The sequence below is a fragment of the Paraburkholderia sp. BL27I4N3 genome (assembly GCF_003386115.1).
Taxonomy (GTDB): Bacteria; Pseudomonadota; Gammaproteobacteria; order Burkholderiales; family Burkholderiaceae; genus Paraburkholderia.
The window spans coordinates 349215-368910 of the sequence record NZ_QREJ01000002.1 but is presented as its reverse complement, the minus strand read 5'-3'; the positions used below and the strand labels follow the sequence as shown (position 1 = coordinate 368910).

The 19696-nt window shown below is 60.1% G+C and carries 14 protein-coding genes and 4 pseudogenes; 6 read left to right on the top strand and 12 right to left on the bottom strand.

Annotated features, from left to right (window positions below):
- Positions 1-21: 21 nt before the first annotated feature.
- From B0G71_RS38950 to hpaH, 3 genes are all read right to left on the bottom strand, one after another.
- A complete protein-coding gene (locus B0G71_RS38950; RefSeq protein ID WP_116149737.1) occupies positions 22-1200 on the bottom strand; it encodes a CaiB/BaiF CoA-transferase family protein in 1179 nt (392 codons plus the stop codon).
- A 348-nt stretch (positions 1201-1548) separates the two neighbouring features.
- Positions 1549-2328, bottom strand: coding sequence for an HpcH/HpaI aldolase/citrate lyase family protein (locus B0G71_RS38945; protein WP_116149735.1), 780 nt, complete (start codon positions 2326-2328; stop codon positions 1549-1551).
- Positions 2329-2336: 8 nt separating this feature from the next.
- On the bottom strand, positions 2337-3152 hold the full coding sequence (hpaH, locus tag B0G71_RS38940) for a 2-oxo-hept-4-ene-1,7-dioate hydratase (RefSeq protein ID WP_116150009.1): 816 nt from the start codon (positions 3150-3152) through the stop codon (positions 2337-2339).
- Between the two features lie 1054 nt (positions 3153-4206).
- On the opposite strand from hpaH, the gene B0G71_RS38935 reads away from it, so the two are divergent.
- The 4 genes from B0G71_RS38935 (at position 4207) to B0G71_RS38910 (ending at position 9136) form a co-directional block, all read left to right on the top strand.
- The gene (locus B0G71_RS38935; RefSeq protein ID WP_181916969.1) at positions 4207-5367 is read left to right on the top strand and encodes a PQQ-dependent sugar dehydrogenase; all 1161 of its coding nucleotides are present in this window, start codon (positions 4207-4209) and stop codon (positions 5365-5367) included.
- 1035 nt (positions 5368-6402) lie between these two features.
- A complete protein-coding gene (gene tnpA, locus B0G71_RS38920; RefSeq protein ID WP_116149729.1) occupies positions 6403-6822 on the top strand; it encodes an IS66-like element accessory protein TnpA in 420 nt (139 codons plus the stop codon).
- Positions 6823-7046: 224 nt separating this feature from the next.
- Positions 7047-7925: a site-specific integrase gene (locus B0G71_RS38915; RefSeq protein WP_116149727.1), complete on the top strand. Its 879-nt coding sequence runs from the start codon at positions 7047-7049 to the stop codon at positions 7923-7925.
- Between the two features lie 8 nt (positions 7926-7933).
- Complete coding sequence (locus B0G71_RS38910; RefSeq protein WP_116149725.1) at positions 7934-9136, top strand: IS91 family transposase; 1203 nt, start codon at positions 7934-7936, stop codon at positions 9134-9136.
- Between the two features lie 417 nt (positions 9137-9553).
- Here B0G71_RS38910 and B0G71_RS38905 read toward each other — a convergent pair.
- A pseudogene (locus B0G71_RS38905) lies at positions 9554-9733 on the bottom strand (IS701 family transposase); the annotation flags it as partial.
- 77 nt (positions 9734-9810) lie between these two features.
- On the opposite strand from B0G71_RS38905, the pseudogene B0G71_RS38900 reads away from it, so the two are divergent.
- A pseudogene (locus B0G71_RS38900) lies at positions 9811-10194 on the top strand (DDE-type integrase/transposase/recombinase); the annotation flags it as partial.
- 172 nt (positions 10195-10366) lie between these two features.
- Here B0G71_RS38900 and B0G71_RS38895 read toward each other — a convergent pair.
- Positions 10367-11514: pseudogene (locus tag B0G71_RS38895) on the bottom strand (IS3 family transposase); the annotation flags it as partial.
- Between the two features lie 45 nt (positions 11515-11559).
- On the opposite strand from B0G71_RS38895, the pseudogene B0G71_RS38890 reads away from it, so the two are divergent.
- Positions 11560-11931 (top strand): annotated as a pseudogene (locus B0G71_RS38890) (integrase core domain-containing protein); the annotation flags it as partial.
- A 70-nt stretch (positions 11932-12001) separates the two neighbouring features.
- Here the strand turns inward: B0G71_RS38890 and B0G71_RS38885 are convergent.
- From B0G71_RS38885 to B0G71_RS38855, 7 genes are all read right to left on the bottom strand, one after another.
- Positions 12002-13225, bottom strand: coding sequence for a CoA transferase (locus B0G71_RS38885; protein WP_116149723.1), 1224 nt, complete (start codon positions 13223-13225; stop codon positions 12002-12004).
- Positions 13226-13227: 2 nt separating this feature from the next.
- On the bottom strand, positions 13228-14424 hold the full coding sequence (locus tag B0G71_RS38880; protein WP_116150008.1) for an acetyl-CoA C-acetyltransferase: 1197 nt from the start codon (positions 14422-14424) through the stop codon (positions 13228-13230).
- Positions 14425-14461: 37 nt separating this feature from the next.
- Positions 14462-15244: an enoyl-CoA hydratase/isomerase family protein gene (locus B0G71_RS38875; protein WP_116150006.1), complete on the bottom strand. Its 783-nt coding sequence runs from the start codon at positions 15242-15244 to the stop codon at positions 14462-14464.
- A 68-nt stretch (positions 15245-15312) separates the two neighbouring features.
- On the bottom strand, positions 15313-16173 hold the full coding sequence (locus B0G71_RS38870; protein WP_116149721.1) for a CoA ester lyase: 861 nt from the start codon (positions 16171-16173) through the stop codon (positions 15313-15315).
- Positions 16170-17030: a MaoC family dehydratase N-terminal domain-containing protein gene (locus B0G71_RS38865; protein WP_116149719.1), complete on the bottom strand. Its 861-nt coding sequence runs from the start codon at positions 17028-17030 to the stop codon at positions 16170-16172. Before B0G71_RS38865 ends, B0G71_RS38870 begins: the two co-directional genes overlap by 4 nt.
- A 30-nt stretch (positions 17031-17060) precedes the next feature.
- Complete coding sequence (locus tag B0G71_RS38860; RefSeq protein WP_116149717.1) at positions 17061-18224, bottom strand: acyl-CoA dehydrogenase family protein; 1164 nt, start codon at positions 18222-18224, stop codon at positions 17061-17063.
- Positions 18221-19639: an MFS transporter gene (locus B0G71_RS38855; RefSeq protein WP_116149716.1), complete on the bottom strand. Its 1419-nt coding sequence runs from the start codon at positions 19637-19639 to the stop codon at positions 18221-18223. The genes B0G71_RS38860 and B0G71_RS38855 overlap by 4 nt, the downstream gene beginning before the upstream one ends.
- Positions 19640-19696 lie beyond the last annotated feature (57 nt).

Genomic DNA, 19696 nt, shown 5'->3' with positions numbered 1-19696 from the left:
ACTCCGCAACTTCTGTGTAAATTAATTCGACCCCGCGCGCGATTTCGTCGCACGACGGAGATTGATCTCTGAGATGACCTCAGCTGTATGTTCGCCAAGCAGAGGCGCAAGGCTTCGAATCGCGCCGGGTGTTCTCGAGAATGCCGTGGGAATTCCTACCGTCCGCAACTTGCCTTCGGTAGGATGCTCGTCGGTTCGAAAGTATGACGTTGCGTTGAGGTGCTCGTCCTCAAGTAATTGAGCTGGCGAAAGCACGGGCGCCATTGGAATATCTGCGCCGCTCATGCGAGCCGACCATTCTTCCGTGGTCTGTCTGGAGACGAGTCCAGCGAGCAGGTCGTAGAGCGAATCGATGTTTTTACTCCGCCCAGCAAGCGTTGAGAAGCGCGGGTCGTCCGCATGATCCGGACAACCCGCCAGGATGAAAAACCGCTTCCACTGCGAGTCTGTATATGGCATCAAACTAATGTAGCCGTCCAGCGTTCTGTATGGCCGACGATGCTTGGACAACACTCGGGAATATCCCATAGGTCCAATCGCTGGTTTAAACGTTTCACCGCCAAGATGCTCGACTAGCGCGAACGAAACGAGCGTTTCGAACATTGGTACTTCTATCGCCTGACCCACGCCTGAGCGCTCGCGTTCGTAGAGCGCCATCGCAATTGAATAGGCAACGGTCAGCCCTGCTGTTTTGTCGGCGACGATGGTATTGACGTACCGAGGCTCTTCTACGCCATTGCCGCCTTGCAAGAATGCCAGACCACTCATGGACTGCACAATATCGTCAAACGCCGGTCTTCCCGCATATGGGCCAGATTCCGAAAATCCGTATGCGCCGCAATAAATCAGCCTCGAATTACTTTTCTGCAAGGTGTCATAGTCAAGCTCCAGCTTTCGTAGTGAGCCTGGTCTAACGTTCGACACAAACACGTCCGCAGTCTCGATCAGATCAAGCAATATTCCGTGGTCTTCAGCATTTTTCAGATCCAGAACGACACTGCGTTTATTGCGGTTGAGATTGAGAAACGCCGCGCCCATTCCTAGGTTCTTGTGCGGTGCCGCGTGACGAAATGCATCTCCTTCACGAGACTCGATCTTTACGACGTCGGCCCCCATGTCACCCAGGATCTGAGTGGCGTAAGGGCCCATGGCGACCGAGGTAAGATCAACGACCCTGATGCCGGAAAGTGGCCCGCTCATGCGCTTGTCCCTTCTTGACTAGTAGAAACAGTTGAGGCAACGCGGCGCCCCAGAATCCGCGCGCGAACAGTCGACCTCGTGCGTTGGCCTATCGAACGCCTCAAGGGCAGCTGTCGCATAGAGCTTTGAATTTGCATGTAATCATGTTCTCGCAAACGAATCTCCTAGGTCAGCGGCACAGTAGAGAGTCATGGCACGATTACCGAGGCGTCAATTGCGTCGCTTGATCCGGCGGGTGAAGGGCGCCCGGAGTTGATAGAGGTTGCACCAGTGCGGCAAGAAGCCTTGGTCCGTGAAAATGAGTTGGACTTCAGACCTCTTGTCTCTTAAGCAGCTACCTGTCGTGTCCTAGCCGGCTGCATTTCGACTTGGGAACCTTGCTCGCAACGCATCCACCGCCTTTGCAAGGATGATCGTATCGACGCCAACCGCAACGAAGGAGCAACCCAGATCGAGGTATCGTTGTGCGAGCGTCTCATCAACCGTGAGAATGCCCGCCGGCTTGCCCGCCGCCACAATCCGCGCGATTGCGCGCTCGACCTCGGCAAGTACGTCCGGGTGCCCCGCACCGCCGATATAGCCCATGGAAGCAGACAGATCTGCGGGGCCAATAAACAAGGCGTCGACGCCTGGCACCGCCGCAATCTCCTCAAGATTTTCGAGACCCCGCACCGATTCGATTTGTGGTATCACACACAATTGCTCGTGCGCACGCTTCAGATAATCGGGAATGCGTGTCCAACGGGCCGCCCTGGTCATTGTGGCAATGCCTCGGACTCCGTCCGGTGCATATCGCGTCGCAGCAACAATAGAGCGAGCCTGCTCCGCTGTTTCAACCATTGGAATGAGCAACGTTTGCGCGCCAAGATCGAGATAGCGCTTGATCGTCACATCGTCGCCACTGGGCGGCCGCGCAACTGAGTGAGAACAATATGGCGCCGCAGCTTGCAACTGCGCTCCGATTAGCAGAGTGTCATTCGGGCCATGTTCGCCATCAAGAAGTAACCAGTCAAACCCCGACGCCGCAACCAACTCGGTCGAGTACGGATTGCCAAGGGCGACCCATATTCCGATCTGGGACTCGCGCGCGAGGATGGCGCGCTTGAAATGATTTACTGGCAGGTCCACGGCGCCTCCTAGTTAAACCGGCACGAGATCGAGCCAAGCGTGCCGTAGTCGACGTGAAACACATCTCCTGCCTTGGCGAAAATTGGCCGTGTAAAGGATCCTGCCAACACGACCTGCCCCGCACGCAACTTTTCGCCGTTTGCAGCGATCTTGTTCGCGAGCCACGCCACTCCGTTTGCCGGATGGTTAAGCACAGCTGCGGCGACGCCCGACTCTTCGATGACCACATTGCGGTAACACAGCGCGCTCACCCAGCGCAGATCGACTTCGGTGGGCTTGACCGGCCGACCACCCATCACAAGCGCCGCATTGCACGCATTGTCCGAGATCGTATCGACAACTTTTCGCCCTAGCTTCGTCTCAGGGTCCTGCAAATAGAACCGGCTGTCGATAATCTCCAGGGCGGGGACTACATAGTCGGTCGCATCGAGAACGTCGAAGATGGTGCAATCTGGGCCCTCAAGGTCCCTTTTGAGAATAAAGGCCAGCTCCACTTCGACCTTTGGAACGATGAGCGTATCCATCGAGATTTCCGCACCATCGTACAGCAGCATGTTGTCGAGCAATACACCCGAGTCAGGCTCGTTGATACCCGCGCTGACCTGCATCGCACGCGAGGTCAACCCGATCTTGTGACCCTTGACCGTGCGCTTACCGTCCGCAAGCTTCAACTTCATCCACTCTGCCTGCACCGCGTATGCATCAGCAATCGTGTACCTTGGAAAATCGATCGAGTATGGACGAATCTGCTCACGCGTTCGCTCCGAGTCCTCAAGTTGTTGCGCAAGCTGCGCGATCATGTTTGGATCCAAAGTCGTTTCCATGTTGCAACACTCCTGTTTGTCGTCAGTTGATTGCCGCATGCCTGCGATAGAACGAGAGTCGCCCACCGAGGAATCGCCATGCGATGACACCAAGGTTAATATATTAACTTACTAGCCGCAAGAGCTATTTCATATTTTTGACGAACAGAATTCTTACAATAATTCAAACATAAACAAAGAACTATCCCTATTAATATATTATTCATGAAAGGTATACTGGGGATTTCCCCAGCCGTCCTGACCCCACTCCTCCAAGATGGATGATAGCCAAAGTGACGTTCACGGAGATTCGGAGATCGCGTCTTTACGTGCTCGCAGGTTTGCCAGTCGAGTCCGAAAAACGGCACCCGTGGTGCGGCATCCCGACCGCCCTGTGCTTCAGATTCTAAACCGATACGTACTTCGAACCGAAGTGCGAGTGGACCAATTCTGGTGTACATTTCCGGAGCCCAAGCCGCCGACAGGTTTGTCGAAAACAGGATTGATCGCCCCGGGAAAACTCGGGTGTCGGCTTCGCCATTCCGGGCGCCAATCGCCCGCCAACTTTCTGTCTCGCGTTACACGCACGGCAGGCACTTTCTGAAACCGTCAGCCACATCTGGGTCGTACCAGACACTGAGGGGAAGTACTGATACACCCCCATACAGTTAACATATTAATCTTTAGTCAGTAGACGCAATATCGCAGAAGGACGTTAACTTCACATGAAGTTTCGGGTGACAGCATTCCCGGCATCTAAGCTGCGACTCTCCATTTAACACCGATGACTTTCTGCCGCACTTGCGCCGGATGGGCGCTTGGCGCGTTTTACCGAAACGATTGAGCAAAGTGGCATGGCCTCGTACTTTGAAAAAAGTATTTTTCTCTTTTAGAGAACTTCAACTCCTGTTTCTTGGAATCAACGTAAGGAAAACACCAGATGTCAGCCGTTCGTTTTTTTGCCGGGTGCATGGTGATCGTGTTTGTTCTGACTTCCGTAGCGTGGGGAGAACCCCAGGCTCTTGACTCCGCGTATGAAACGCCAGCACCTCGCGCGCCTGGGGCGCCCCGTAACATGGGCACATCCACCGGTAATCCGCCGATCTATCAACCCGCCTTTGGTGGCCAGACAAAAGTGCCTCGACCGCTCGTTCGTACACCTTTCAAAATTGAGCAAATAGCGCGTGGATTGGAATTTCCGTGGTCGGTAAAATTTCTGCCCGATGGCGACATGCTTGTGACTGAAAAGGTTGGGCGACTAAGGGTCGTCACGCATGATGGCAAAGTCCTACCGCCCATTATCGGGTTGCCTCCGGTGGACCAAGATGCGGCGAAGGTCAAGGGCGGCTTGCTCGACGTCCTGTTGGCGAGGGACTTCTCCACGACCCGAAGAATTTATTGGAGTTATTCAGAAAAGCGGCCTGGGGGCAGTTCGACGGCTGTCGCTACTGGCGTATTGTCATCGGACTACTCCGCATTGGACAATGTCAAGGTGATCTGGCAGCTGGATCCCGTTATGAAGTCCTACGAGCACTACGGCTCGCGCTTGGTGTGGGACAAAGCCGGCCGATTGTTCATCACCACCGGTGAACGCGCGCCGGACAGCGGAGAATTCGGGCGCGATGCTGTCCTTAAGAACCGGATGGAGGCTCAGAATCCAGAAAACGATCTGGGCAAAATTGTGCGAATCAATCCGGATGGTTCGATCCCATCGGACAACCCATTCGCTCACAGCAAAAAGACGAAGGCTACGATTTGGTCCCTTGGACATCGCAACGTTTTAGGTGCCGCAGTTGATCCTGAGAGCGGTCGACTCTGGACCGTAGAACATGGTCCCAAGGGAGGCGACGAGCTAAACCAGCCAGAAGCTGGCAAAAACTATGGCTGGCCCATCATTTCATACGGGATTGAATATCATGACGGCGCCATTGGAGCGGGTTTGACCCGGAGCCCTGGTTTGGAGCAGCCGATCTACTATTGGGATCCGAATATCGCGCCGAGCGCTCTGATCTTCTACACAGGTACTCTTTTCCCCAACTGGAAGGGTGATCTGATCGCTTCGGGTTTGGCATCGGCCAGACTGTCTCGGCTTATCATGGATGGACGTCGCGTAGTCGGCGAAGAGTGGTTAATCTTAGGCAAGCGCGTGCGTGACGTCGTCCAGGCTCCAGACGGTTCACTATATGTAGCTACCGATGAAAAAGACGGAGAAATACTCCGAATCTCACCAAAGTAGCCTATACGAGCGCCAGTTGCGCCGGCATATCACCTAGTATCCTCCTCCTGTGAAACAGAAACTCACGCGACTTTCAGGTCGCACAAAGACATTCTTGGCGAGGTCAATTCCGACGGTGACCGTGGACATTGACTTCCCCGCCTGTGGTATTGATGATGGTCGAGACTTCATCGTGGCACTTTGATGCCGATTTGCGGCCTCCGCCGCAGGCTCGGGACGGGGAAGCCCCTTCATTCGAAAAGACCGCGCCAACTCAATACCGGCATCGAGCAGTACAATCGGCAAGGGCGGCCGGTCTTATGGACGGCGACCGCCGATTCAATTCTCCAGAAAGTGCCTCGGCTATGCAAAGTTATTTCTGGAACAGAGCTCTGGGGACAACGTAGCCGCCGGGTATCCGGTACGCCGAGCCGTGAGGCAAGGCGGAATCTGCTAGCACGAAGGCGGAGAGGAGCAAGGGATGAGTGGGTACGACCAACATATGTGAACTTCAGTTTAACGTCGTGATTTTGAGCAAGCCAAATGTGCTGACAGGCTTGAACCAAAACGGTATGCGATGAGGAATGGTCTTCGAAGACTGGACCATCATGGACAGAACCACCGCCGGCGAAGCAGAAGGGTCCGCCCCGCTCGGAGACTCATGCGGAACAGGGTAAGCCCACAGCGCTGCCGGAAACGGCAGGCGAACCGCAAGGAAAGCTGTCGGCGCTGCGGGTAAAGGAATGCGGAGAAAGCGAACGCCCGGCTGTAATGGACGGGATACGGGCTGAAACATTGCCCGACGCGAAAGCGGGCAGACTTCCGCTCGGTCATTCATGGCGAGAGAACTTTGACCAATCGTTATACGAGGGAATGCAGATGACGGCGATCGGCGCGAAAGCGACCGGGGCTGGTGCGTCCTCGCGCGCTGCTCAGATGTGGGATCAGGCAAACTGGTCGCACATGGAGGGTAAGCGACTCGGCACGACCGTTTCACAGTGCTGAATATTTCGACGCATGATGGGCGGGTGTTCAGCTTGACGGAGAAAGTCAGCCATGTCGAACGCAGCGGGCCGTACGCATCCCCATCGCACGTATGCGCAAGCATTCAAGCAGCAGGTGATCAGGGAGACATTGGAACCCGGCATGTCGGTGTCGATTGTTGCGCGACGGCACGACATCAACGCCAATGTGGTGTTCGCATGGCGCAAGCAATACCGTGAAGGCAAGCTGGTCATACCTGCACTCGAAGCTGCGCCGAGCGTGCCCAGCACGAAGCTACTGAGCGTCGACGTGATCGACCCGGCATTGGTACTGCGTCCGCCTGAGCCGGCAGAGGCGTCGCAGGCGCCGAGCGGCGTACCGATGCCGGCGCCCGTGTGCGAAATCGAGGTGGAGATCGGCAAACGACGTGTGAGGATTCGCGGCCTGTCTGCCGAGCGCGCTGAAGCGTTCCTGCAGCAATGCCTGAAGTGATCGCGCTGCCGGCAGGTACGCGCGTTTGGCTCGTGGCCGGCGTGACAGATATGCGCTGTTGTACTAAACCGCTGACGCGGTAGGGGGAGGAGCGCGAGAGCTGATGGCTGACGTTCATTGTGGCGGTGAGCTGACGCAGGATCCCAACGAGGGGGCGCAGATACCTCCAGGAGCAGTATGTGGATGCCCAACCGGGCTCCACCACTGCTTCCAGGAGGTTGGTCATGACGCCGCTGCGCCAACGCATGTTGCACGACATGGAGATCCGTAATCTCGCCGATAACACACAGAAGTCCTATCTGATTCAGGTACGCAGTTTCGCCCGCCACTTTCGCCGTTCGCCCGAACTGCTGGGCCCCGACGAGATCCGGGCCTGGCTCGTCTACCTCCTCGAAGAGCGCAAGCTGGCACCCGCCAGTCTCGGCGCAACGATCGGTGCACTGCGCTTTCTTTACCGCGTGACGCTTAAGCGCGACTGGAGCGACGAGGATTTTCCCTTGCCGAGGAAGCCGTTCCGACTGCCAGTCGTCCTCAGCCTGGAGGAGATCACCACCTTCTTCGATTCGGTCGCCAGTCTCAAGCACCGCACCATCCTGATGACCGCGTACGCCGCCGGACTGCGGGTGTCGGAAGTCGTGCATCTGAAGGTCATCGATATCGACAGCAAGCGCATGGTTATTCGTGTGAACCAGGGGAAGAACCGTAAGGATCGCTATGTAATGCTCTCGCCGAGGCTACTCGAGATCCTGAGGCTGTACTGGCAGGACGCCCATCCGAAGGAATGGCTCTTTCCAGGCAGCATTCCGGGGCGGCCCATCACCCGCCATGCCGTGGGCGACGCATGCGAGCTTGCACGCAAGCGCAGCGGCATCACCAAACCCGTGACACCCTATTCTTTGCGACACGCGTTCGCCACGCATCTGCTGGAAGCCGGTACTGACGTGCGCCGGATCCAGCTGCTGATGGGCCATAGGTCCCTTTCGACAACGTCCCGGTACCTGAAGGTGGCCACCAGCACTGTGTGCGCCACCACCAGTCCCTTCGATCTGCTGCCGCACCCTGCACCCATTCCATCCCCGCCACCTGCGCCCGAGTACTTCTGAGCGCAGTCATGCGGCCGGCGCTCGAAGTGGCGGACATTTTCCGCCAGTGTGGGCCCAGTTTCCGGCTATCCCATGCCGAGGGGCTCAGTCGTGTACAGCGACGCGTGATGAGTGCCATCGAGCTGTGTCGTACCGCAGCGCTTGGCGCCCATCTCGAGCAGTGCGATGCATGCGGCCATCAGCGCATCAGTTACGACTCGTGTCGTAACCGGCACTGCCCGAAGTGCCAGTCACTCGCCCGCGCGCAATGGCTCGAACGCCGGCATGCGGAGCTCCTCCCCTCGACCGAGTATTTCCATGTCGTCTTCACGCTTCCCGAATCCATCGCCGCTCTCGCGTTCCAGAACAAGAGGACGCTCTACGATCTGCTGTTTCGCGCCAGCGCCGAAACGTTGCGCACGATCGCCGCCGATCCGAAGCACCTGGGCGCCGAGATCGGCTTCCTCACGATCCTGCATACGTGGGGACAGAATCTGCAGCATCACCCTCATGTGCATTGTGTTGTGCCGGGCGGCGGCATCTCCCCGGACGGCGGGCGCTGGATCGCCTGCAGTCCCGGCTTCTTCCTGTCCGTGCGGGTCCTGTCACGGCTCTTTCGGCGCCTGTTTCTCGACCAGCTGCGCCGCGCTTATGACGCCGGCGGGCTGCGCCTGCACGGTCAGTTCGAATCCCTGAGCGATCCCGTCGAATTCGCAGCCTGGCTTGCACCGGCGGCACGGGCGGAGTGGGTGGTCTACGCCAAGCCACCCTTTGGCGGTGCCGAACACGTGCTCGATTACCTGGGCCGCTACACCCACCGCGTCGCCATCTCCAACAACCGGCTGCTCGCCTTCGACGGGCACACCGTGCAGTTCCGCTGGAAGGACTACCGGCACGAGTCCAGACAAAGGACCATGACGCTCACGGCCGACGAGTTCATCCGTCGCTTCCTGCTGCATGTGCTGCCTGACGGCTTCAAGCGCATTCGCAGCTACGGGTGGCTCGCCAACTGCCACCGTGCCGACAGGCTCGCCACCTGCAGGCAGCTGCTCGGTGTCGAGGCTCCTGCCGCCGCCGCCGAGCCCGGGGAAGACTACCGTGACCGCTACCAGCGACTCACCGGCAAGTCACTGCGCGACTGTCCCGTATGTGGCAAGGGACACATGCTCCGCATCGAAGACATGCCCGGCAGCCTTCCACGAGCCCCGCCAGGTCCCACCCATGCGCGCTAGCTGCCACCGCACCTGTTCGCCTTTCCTGACGAGGCCAACGCGGCTGCACTCGTGCCTTCGATCTGCTGGCGCACCAGCGTACTCCAAAAGGGCGGGTGATTGGCCGCTTCACGCGCACATTCCCGCTTCCTTTACACGTGATGCTTCCCACCCTCGCCGGAAGTCCGTGTGTGATCGCCCCTGCAAGACATCACAAATTACCGCGGCGGTCATTCAATGCCCATAGCGGCCACCGCCTGTGGAGCGGTTTAGCACAAACATTTTTTTGATTACCGGTCGCGGATCAGGTCCGACGACATGGCGATGCGCTGGTTGCCGCGACCGCCAACCAAAAAAATCTCTGCCGAGTGGAGTGCTTGCCATATCAGTCGACACAGTAGCCAGAGGATCTCCTGAACGCTGAACGGCAGTGAACCTTCAGCAGTTTTTTTTGGCCCGTGCCCTCAGCGCCGCAAGCACCGCGTGCGCCAGCAATGCCAGTGTGATGTGACGGTACCAGCCCTGCCAGCGACGAACCTCGTATTGATCGAGGCCGCATTCGCCCTTGGCCGCCTCGAATCCGACTTCGATTTCCCATCTCCTGCCGAGCAGGTTTACTCACTGGCAGCATAAGCAGTCCTACTCATACCACCGTTCGTCCGCGTCTTGCCCTTCCCGCGACAAAACCAAGAGAACTGTCCCTCGCGACCATTCACAAGGTTCTGAACGAAGCGTCCGTGAAACCGTTAGTGCGCCCCAGGCGGCCAGCACATTCCAAACGCTATAGCCGCCCGGTCCCGGGGGATCGGGTCCAGATGGACACGATGAAGATCGCGCGAGGCGTCTACCAATACACCGCCATCGACGATTGCTCGCGCTTTCGCGTACTGGCTGTCTACCCGCGCAGAAACGCCCGTAATACGCTGCTTTTTCTTGATCGTCTCATCGAGGAGATGCCATTCCCGATCCAGCGTATCCAGACTGATCGGGGCGGCGAGTTCTTCGCCGAATCGGTGCAACGGCGTCTGATGAGCGAATGCATCAAATTTCGACCAATTCCGCCTCGCTCGCCACACCTCTGAGGTTGACCCGGTTCGACGGATAGATTTGCAATTGAGTTTAATGCGGTGTGGCACCTCCCGATAAGGTTGAATCGCGGGTTGTCCACGGCCGGGCGGCGGGTCGCCTGTCACGACCATGACGCTGCCCGGCGGTGGGCAACCCGCGCGGCGATAAGCTTTGACCTTGCGCATGCAGGTTTTCGAACTCGAGCGGCGAACAGTAGCCGATGCTGCTGTGCAGGCGGCGTATGTTGTACCAGCTCTCCAGAAACGAGAACAGATGCCGCCGTGCCTGTTCGTGGGTCGCGAAGTGCTCGCGACAGAGCAGTTCGGCTTCGAGTGTGCCGAAGAACGACTCGCACATCGCGTTGTCATAGGCATCGCCGGCCGTGCCCATCGACGGCTGTACGCCTGCTTCGCGGCAGCGCCGTCCGAAGGCAATGGACGTGTATTGACAGCCTTGATCGGAATGTAGAATCACACCGTCATGCCGTCGTTGCTGCAACGCCATGTCCAGCGCGCGTACCATCAGTTCGGTGTACAGATGGTTGGACATCGCCCAGCCGATGATGCGACGGCTGAACACCTCCAGCACGACCGCCAGATAGAGGAATCCTTCACCCGTGGGTACATAGGTCGCATCTGCGACCCACAGCACGTTTGTCGCGTCGGCGCTGAAGTGCCGGCGCACCAGATCAGGCGCACGCCGGGCGCCTGCGCGTGGCCGTGTGGTGCGCGGCCAGCGCCGCCGGCTTGCCCCGCACAGACCCGCCATACGCATGAGGCGCGCCACCCGCTTGCGCCCCACGTGTACGCCTTCGCGCGCAAGCTGCGCATGGATACGCGGTGCCCCATACGTGCCGCGCGAGCTCGCATGTAGCGTGCGGATGCGCGCGAGCAGTTGCGCATCGCTACGTGTGTGCATCGCGGGCTCTCGCACCAGCCACGTGTAATAGCCGCTCGTCGAGACGCCGAGCAGCCGCGCCATCATCGCAATGGGCCAGCGGGCCCGGTTCGCTTTCATGAATCCGTACCGCCCTTCGGTGGAATGGATCCCGTCTCCCTCGCGAACCAGGCTGCCGCGTGAGAGAGTATGTCGCGCTCCATCTTCAGTTGCCGGACTTCACGACGCAACCGTGTGAGCTCCTGCCGTTCGGCTGTGGTCAGACCGTCATGCCGCACACCTGTGTCGCGATCAGCCTGCGCCACCCAGTTGTAGATGGTCTGTGCAGTCGGCTCGAACTCCTTTTCCAGTTCCTCCGGCCTGCGTCCGGCCTTCACCAACTCGACCATTTGCGCCCGAAATTCCGCCGGGTACGGGGTACGATGCTTGCCCATAATCGGCACCTCCTTCTCCAAAGGATAGATGTCCGTTTTTCTGGGTCAACTTCACTCAACGGCAAGGTCGAGCGTTCACAGCTGACTGACCTGAACGAGTTCTGGTCCCACCATACCTTGACCGAGGGCGAGATTGATCAGCGACTTGAAGACTGGCAGTTCGACTACATCTGGCGCCGTCCACACGGCTCACTCGGTGGCAAGACGCCCGTTGACCGCATCGCAGAAGTCGGCGAAATTACGCCTCTCTCGGAGCAGGTGCAAAACGCATACGACGAGCGGAAGGAACGAATCCGGCATCGCGAATGGCGTGTGGACAAGACACTCGCGGAGCATCACCGGCGCGTGCTGGAACTCGCGTCTCCTAATGGAGCCACAGGTTCCAGCACGATAAGAAAACGGTCACCACGAAAGTGAAATGATCTCTGTGAATCGCACATCTTAGGGGAGGACGCGCCGTTACCGGCGCGTCCTTACCCGATTCGCTCTACGCCTGCCCCACAATCCCCCGCTCGCGTAGCTCATCTACCTTTGCCGGCGTCAGTCCGAGCAGCCCCTCAAGCACGCCACGAGTGTCTTCGCCTAGCGTCGGTGCAATGGCTGCACGAGGCGCCTGCGTACCAGCAAATGACAAAGGCGTACGCGGCGTCAATACCCGTCCGATACCCGGATGGTCGACCTGCTCGAACATCGGGTTCTCGACGGAGCAACGCGGGTCTTCCTCGACCAATTGCCGGAAGTCGCGATACACGCCCCACAGCACGCCACTCCCGTCGAAACGTTCACTGACCTCGTTCACGGTTCGCGCGGCAAACCACGGCTCCAGCACTGCGGCAATGGCACGGCGCGCATGAAAGCGTCCACCTTCCGTGCTCAGGTCGACGTCCATCAGCGGACCGATCATCTCGAAGCGTTCCGCGAGAGCGGTGGCGCAACCTAGCGCCTTCCACTGCCGGTTCGAGATCGCGGCCACCATCACTTCGCGGCCGTCCGAGGTAGCGAAGTTCCGCCCGAACGCGCCATACAGGTGATTGCCGATCGGCTCGCGCGACACGCCGTTGACTTGCACATCGCCGATGTAGCCCAGATTACCGACCGTCGCGAGCATCACATCGGACAGAGCCAGCGTCACTTCTTGCCCACAGCCTTCGCGGCTGCGCACGCGCTCCGCGCTCAGCACCCCAGTGGATAGATAAAGCCCCGCCGCGATGTCCCACGCAGGCAGCACGTGATTGACCGGCGCGCGATCGCTGCCGGTCGCAATCGGGAAGCCGCTCGCGCAATTGACCGTGTAGTCGACCGCCGCGCTACCGTCGAAATTGCCGGTCAGACGCATCATGATGAGATCGGTGCGCCGCTTCGAAAGCGCCTCGTAGCTCATCCAGCCTTTCGCCGGCAAGTTGGTCAGCACGATGCCGGCGCCCTCGCCGGGCGCACACATGATGGCGCTCGCCAGCTCCTGCCCTTCCGGCGTATCGAGCGCGAGCGTGACCGACTGCTTCGACTTGTTCAGGCTTGCCCAATAAATGCTGTTGCCGTTCGCGGCGAGCGGCCAGCGGCGGTAGTCGATATTTCCGCCGATCGGATCGATGCGGATCACCTCGGCGCCCAGCTGGGCGAGCGTCATCGCTCCGAGCGGGGCGGCGATGAAGGCCGACACCTCGACAATTCTCAAGCCTGCGAGCGGCGCATGGCGGGTCGTATTCTGCATGCTCAGGCCCGCTCGAAAATCGCGGCAATCCCCTGACCGCCGCCGATGCACATGGTCTCGAGACCGTATCGACCGTTACGCCGCTTGAGCTCATGCAGTAAGGTCGTCATGATGCGCACGCCGGTGGCGCCCACCGGGTGGCCAAGCGAAATGCCCGAGCCGTTCACGTTCAGCCGATCGTGGTCATGCCAGCCCCACCCCTTCAGCACGGCAAGCACCTGGCACGCGAAGGCTTCGTTGAGTTCGACGAGATCGATGTCGTTGAAGGAAAGGCCGGTTTTCTTTAGCAGCTTGCGTACCGCCGGCACCGGGCCGATGCCCATTTCAGCTGGTTCGCAACCTGCTGCCGCCCATCCGTGGAGAAATGCGATCGGTTCGAGTCCGAGCGAGGCCAGTTTGTCTTCCGCCACCACCAGACAGGCTGCCGCCGCGTCGTTCTGCTGGCACGCGTTGCCGGCCGTCACGGTGCCGCCCTTCGTCACCGGCTTGAGCCGCGCGAGGCTGTCCGGCGTAACGTCGGCACGAATGCCTTCATCCATGGCAAACACCACCGCCTCGCCTTTGCGCTGCGGCACCTCGACCGGTACCACTTCGCCGGCGAATTTCCCCGACGCCCACGCCGCTGCCGCACGCCGCTGGCTGCGCACCGCGAACGCGTCGGCTTCTTCGCGCGAGATTTCATACTTGCGCGCCAAATTCTCAGCGGTCTCGATCATGCCCGAGATGTAGCCGAAGCGATCCTCGGGCTGAGCGCGTTCACGGCCCCGGTCGAGACGATCATGAAACTTCACGGAACCCGCGCGCTTACCCCAACGCATGTCGGTGGTGTAGTACTCGACATTGCTCATACTTTCGACGCCGCCCGCCAACACGACATCGGCGGCCCCGCTTTGCACCATCATCGCGGCCGTGGCGACGGACTGCAGGCCGCCGCCGCAACGCCGATCCAGTTGCATGCCGGCGACGTCCACCGGAAAACCGGCCTGCAAGGCAATCCAGCGACCGACACAGGGCGTCTCGCTGTTCGCGTACGACTGCGCGAACACGACGTCCTCGATCAACGCCGGGTCGAGTCCCGTACGGGCTATCACCGCCTTCGCCACGGCAGCGCCCAGATCTTCGACCGCGACAGTGCGCAGACTGCCGCCGAATGCGCCGATCGCCGTACGCACCGGCGCTACGATCGCTGCTCGTCTCATCATGTTCTCTCCTGAAATGAATAGGGTGCGGCGCGTCTTAGCGCCTGAAATTCGGGGCTTCCCTGGCGCGGAACGCACGCACGCCTTCCGCGCATTCCGCCGAACTGAATGCCTTGTCGCTAGCTTGCAGCGAGTGCTGAATGACTTCGTGCAACGGCAGATCGAATGAGCGATCGATCACCGACTTGCAAAGCGAGAGTGCCAAAGGCGGCCGTTCGCACAGCGTCGCGGCCATCTGCCGTGCTACCCGCAGTGCTTCGCCGCGCGGCACGACGCGGTTCACAAGTCCCCATGCGAGGGCGGTCGCGGCGTCGATCGGTTCGCCGAAGTACATCATGTCCTTCGCGCGACCCTCGCCGATGCGGCGCGTCACCCGCACCGTTCCGCCGCTGCTCGGAAACACGCCGAGCTTGATCTCCGGCAGACACAGGTTCACCTGCTCCTCGGCGATTAGCAGGTCGCAGCACACCGCGATCTCGAGACCGCCGCCATAGGCGAGTCCGTTTAACGCGGCGATGGTCGGTTTCGGGAAGTCGTCGAGTTGGCTGAAGACTTCGTTCTGTCTACCGAGCTTTTTCGGCACAACCTGGCCTGGCGCCATCAGCTCGTGAAACTCGTTGATATCGGACCCCGCACAGAAGGCACGCTCGCCGGTGCCAGTCACAATCACCGCGCGCACCGCGTCATTGGCAGCGAGGCTGTCGAGCGCCGCACCGAGCGCACGCGTCAAACCGAGCGTCACCACATTCAGCGGCGGGTTGTTCAGCAATAGCGTGGCGACGCCGTCGTGGACCTCGCATAACACCTGTTCATTGTTCATGTCTGCCCTCCAGATGACCGTCGTTGCCTGGCGCACGCGCTGCGGCGCTCGCGTGACGCAGCGGCCCATTAAAGATTAGCGGCCAGCATCGCTTGCGCGCGCTCGACCACGGGTTTATCGATCATTTTTCCGTCGAGCGAGACGACACCGCTTGCGCCGGCTTCATGCCAGGCAGCGAGCACGGCTCGCGCCCATTGCAGCTCCTGCTCCGAAGGTGAAAACGCATCGTTGGCGAGCGCGACCTGCGCCGGATGAATGCATAGCGCGCCGCCCATTCCGAATGCGCGTGCGCTGTGTGCCGCGGCCCGCAACAGGCCGAGATCGCCGTAATTGCCGAGCGATGCGGGCAGACCGAATGCACGTATGCCGTACGCCGCGGCCGCAAGCGCAATGAGCTGACACGGCAGCGTGAGGCTTGCGAGCGTGGGTGGCACACCGAGCGCCAGAGCAAAGTCCTCGCTGCCGAATGCAAGGCCGCAAAGGCGTGGGCCCGCCGCGATCTGTGCGAGGCAGAACAGTGCAGCCGGCGATTCGATCAGCGCGACCACCTGCACGCTGCCGGCTGCAAGGCCGCGCTGTGCTTCACGTGTAGAGATCAAGGCATCGATCTGATGGAGGACGCCGACGTCTTCGACTTTCGGCAATACAATCGCCGCGGTGCCAGACCTCACGGCCGCGTCAAGGTCGTCGTCAAGCGCGGCGCTGTCCGCATTGACGCGCACCAGCGTCGTGACATGTTGCTGCGCCCACGTGGAAATCACTGCCGGCAAGCTCGCGCGAGCGGCGGCTTTCCGATCGACGGCAACCGCGTCTTCGAGATCGAGGATCAGTGCATCGGCGCGGCGCTGAGGCGCGCCGTCGATCAGGCGGCGATTGTCGGCCGGCACGAACAGCAGTGAACGCCAGTTTCGGGAGCGAGCATCGTTCATCGCGCCTCCAATGACGCGCTCATCGCAATCTGGCCGTCAGCGTCGAGTATCCACAGGTCGGCACCGTTGCCGGTCTCCTTGCCGCAAAGCTGGAACGGCCGCGTATCGAACAGCGGCCGCAGACCGCGAAACGAAAAGGCACGGACATCCGCGCCGGGATGCCGGCGCAAGAACAGATCGACGAGCAGCGTCGCGCTTAGCGGACCGTGTACGACAAGCCCCGGATAACCTTCGACATCGCTCGCATACGCACGGTCATAGTGAATGCGGTGGCCATTGAAAGTCAGCGCCGAGAAGCGGAACAGCAGGACCGGATCGGCGCGGAATTCGCGAGACCAGTCACACTCCAGGATCACGCCTACAGATGGCGCGACGGCTACCTGGCCGCCAACTGCGGCTTCCCGGTACACGATGTCCTGGTGCTCGATCAGTGCCGGGGCATCGCTGCCCGCTATGATCAATTCGTGCTTGACCGTCACGAACACGAGGTTGCCGTGGCGGCCGCTTTTCGGGTCGACGGCGGTAATCGTCGAGCGCCGCTGCACGGTCGAGCCGACGCGCAAAGGCGTATCAAAATACACCGTGCCGCCTGCCCACATTCGCCGCGGCAGTTCGACCGGCGGCAGAAAGCCACCGCGCTGCGGGTGACCGTCTTCGCCGATTTCGCTCTGCTTTGCGTGCAGCAGAAAATGGAGCCAGTGGCCGAGCGGCGGCAACGCGCCATCACGCCACGGCGCGACGCCGGCGATTGCGTCATAGTTCAGCAGTGCGGCAAGACCCGCCAGCGGCGCCTCGGCCAACACGTCGACGGCCGTCTGCTGCTTGCCGATCCAGTCCCTCAGGTATTCGAAATTCATCGTGTGATGGGTCCGTTACTTAAGCGCGTATCAGCCGTTAGCACGTTCGAATTCGCGCAGCATGTTGCGCGCGATCACGAGCTGCTGGATCTGGCTGGTCCCTTCGTAGATACGCAACAAGCGCACATCGCGATAAAAACGTTCGACGCCGCACTCCGTCATGTAGCCGGCGCCGCCAAAAATCTGCACCGTCCGATTCGCCACGCGGCCGCACATCTCCGAGGCAAACAGCTTCACGCAGGCCGCCTCAGTACTGTGCGCTTCACCTCGATCGCGCTTCTGCGCCGCGTCGATCACCATGCAACGGGCCGCATAGAGTTCGGTACGGCTATCCGCGAGCATCGCCTGCACCAGCTGGAACTCGCCGATCGGCTGCCCGAACTGCTTGCGTTCGGCCGCATAACGCAGTGCGTCGTCGAGCATTCTTTGCGCAGCGCCGACCGCGACCGCGGCGATGTGAATGCGCCCCTTGTCGAGTGTTTTCATCGCCGTCGCAAAGCCCTTTCCTTCGACTCCGCCGATCAGGTTCTCGGCAGGCACGCGGCAGTTTTCGAAGATCACGTCGCAGGTGTGTGAGCCTTTGAGCCCCATCTTGCGGTCGATGCGCCCCAACGTGATGCCTGGTGTATCAGCATCGACAATGAAGGCACTCACGCCCGCCGCCCGTTGATCGGCCGTCCCCGTGCGCGCCATCACAGTGAATACGCCGGCCTGGGGCGCGTTGGTGATATAGCGTTTGGTGCCGTTAAGCACATAAACATCGCCTTCGCGGCGGGCAGTTGTTCTGAGCGACGCGGCATCCGAGCCCGCTTCCGGCTCGGTCAACGCGAACGAAGCGATCGTTTCGCCAGACGCAAGCTTGGGCAAATAACGGTCCTTCTGTGTCGGCGTGCCATCGATCAGAATCCCCTGCGAGCCGATGCCGAGGTTGGTCCCCACAATCGAGCGAAACGCGGGCGATGTCCTGCACAGCTCGAACACCAGGCGGACTTCCTCCTCGACGGTCAAGCCAAGGCCGCCGTACTTCTCCGGAATCGTCAACCCGAACAATCCGATCGATTTCATCTGCTCGATCAATCCAGCGGGGATCGCATCCGCCTCCGCAACGAGCGCCTCTGCGGGCACCAGTTGCTCATGCACGAAGCGCGTGACGGTGGCGAGCAAGGCCTCAAGTGTCTGTGTATCGCGGATCATTGCGCACCTCCAGCAGATGCAGGATGACGCAGCGACCTCGTCAACTGAACGCGCTCGATCTTGCCGACGATGAACAGAAAGCTGAACACAGCGAGCGCCGCATTCGCCGCCACGTAGATCAAAGCGCCATCAAACGAACCGGTCAGCTGGACGATATAGCCGATCACGATCGGCGTGGTGATGCCGGCCACGTTCGCGAAAGTGTTGAAGAGCGCTCCGGACAGACCTGCCGCTTCCTTGGGCGACGTATCGGACACCACCGTCCAGCCGAGACTGCCCACGCCCTTGCCGAAGAACGCGAGCCCCATGATCACCACCACCATCGTTTGCGTGGACGCCCAGTTGCACGCGACGATACTAGTCGACAACAGCAGGCCGACCACGATCGGGACCTTGCGTGCGACCGTCGTCGAGTAGCCGCGCCGCAGCAGCGCATCGGACAGGATGCCGCCTAGGATCCCGCCAAGAAATCCTCCGATCGCGGGCGTGGAGGCGATCAAGCCGGCCTTCAGAATCGGCATGTGCAGTGCCTTAACAAGGTAGATCGGAAACCAGGTCAAGAAGAAGTAGACGATCGTCGTAATGAAGTACTGGCCGGCGTAAATGCCGAGCATCATGCGGCTGCTGAGCAACTCCTTGATGCAGGCCCACGCGTCGACCGACTGCGCTCGCGTACGGTTCCCCTTGTTCTCGATGTCGACGAGCGCACCACCGCGGGTGATGTAGTCGAGTTCCGCGCGATTCGCCCACGGATGATCGGCCGGCTGGTGATAGCAGAGCAGCCAGCCGCCACTCAGCACAATACCGAGTAGCCCCATGACGATATAGACATGCGGCCAGCCAAACGAATGCGTAATCCACGCCATCAACGGCGTGAAGATCACCGCCGCCGCATACTGCGAGGAATTGAAAATCGCCGCCGCCGTGCCGCGCTCCGCAGCGGGGAACCATGTCGCCACGACGCGACTGTTGTTTGGATAGGCCGGGCCTTCGGCTATGCCGACGCAGATCCGCAAAAAGAACAGCGCGACGATCGCACTCGCCACCCCGAACGCCGGCACGAAACCCTGCAAAAAGGTGGTAAACGACCATACGAAGAGGCTGACGGCATAAACCTTCTTCGAGCCGAACCGGTCGATCAGCCAGCCGCCCGGAATCTGCGCCAGCATATAGGCCCATGCAAAGGACGCGAAAAGATAGCCGAGCGTGATCGCGTCAATACCGAAGTCGTTCTGAATCGCGGTACCGGTAATCGAAAGGATCGCGCGATCCGCGTTGTTCAGCGTCGAGGCGATGAAAAGCAGCGCGACGATCAGATAGCGGGTATGGGTAACACGTGCCGTAGCGGTAGCGGGCGCCGCATAGTTTTCTGCGCTCGACAGCCCGGGGTTGGAAGGTTTGTCGACTGAGTTCATGGTGTTGTGTCTCCTGAATTGCTGTTGGCCGTTCTTGTATTGACGACTCTTCGCTAG

Coding starts and splice junctions, on each gene's coding strand:
- hpaH (WP_116150009.1), bottom strand. CDS start 3,152: ATGGAAACGACTTTGGATCCAAACATGATCGCGCAGCTTGCGCAACAA.
- B0G71_RS38865 (WP_116149719.1), bottom strand. CDS start 17,030: ATGAATTTCGAATACCTGAGGGACTGGATCGGCAAGCAGCAGACGGCC.
- B0G71_RS38880 (WP_116150008.1), bottom strand. CDS start 14,424: ATGAGACGAGCAGCGATCGTAGCGCCGGTGCGTACGGCGATCGGCGCA.
- B0G71_RS38885 (WP_116149723.1), bottom strand. CDS start 13,225: ATGCAGAATACGACCCGCCATGCGCCGCTCGCAGGCTTGAGAATTGTC.
- B0G71_RS38860 (WP_116149717.1), bottom strand. CDS start 18,224: ATGATCCGCGATACACAGACACTTGAGGCCTTGCTCGCCACCGTCACG.
- B0G71_RS38915 (WP_116149727.1), top strand. CDS start 7,047: ATGACGCCGCTGCGCCAACGCATGTTGCACGACATGGAGATCCGTAAT.
- tnpA (WP_116149729.1), top strand. CDS start 6,403: ATGTCGAACGCAGCGGGCCGTACGCATCCCCATCGCACGTATGCGCAA.
- B0G71_RS38870 (WP_116149721.1), bottom strand. CDS start 16,173: ATGAACGATGCTCGCTCCCGAAACTGGCGTTCACTGCTGTTCGTGCCG.
- B0G71_RS38910 (WP_116149725.1), top strand. CDS start 7,934: ATGCGGCCGGCGCTCGAAGTGGCGGACATTTTCCGCCAGTGTGGGCCC.
- B0G71_RS38950 (WP_116149737.1), bottom strand. CDS start 1,200: ATGAGCGGGCCACTTTCCGGCATCAGGGTCGTTGATCTTACCTCGGTC.
- B0G71_RS38935 (WP_181916969.1), top strand. CDS start 4,207: ATGGGCACATCCACCGGTAATCCGCCGATCTATCAACCCGCCTTTGGT.
- B0G71_RS38875 (WP_116150006.1), bottom strand. CDS start 15,244: ATGAACAATGAACAGGTGTTATGCGAGGTCCACGACGGCGTCGCCACG.
- B0G71_RS38855 (WP_116149716.1), bottom strand. CDS start 19,639: ATGAACTCAGTCGACAAACCTTCCAACCCCGGGCTGTCGAGCGCAGAA.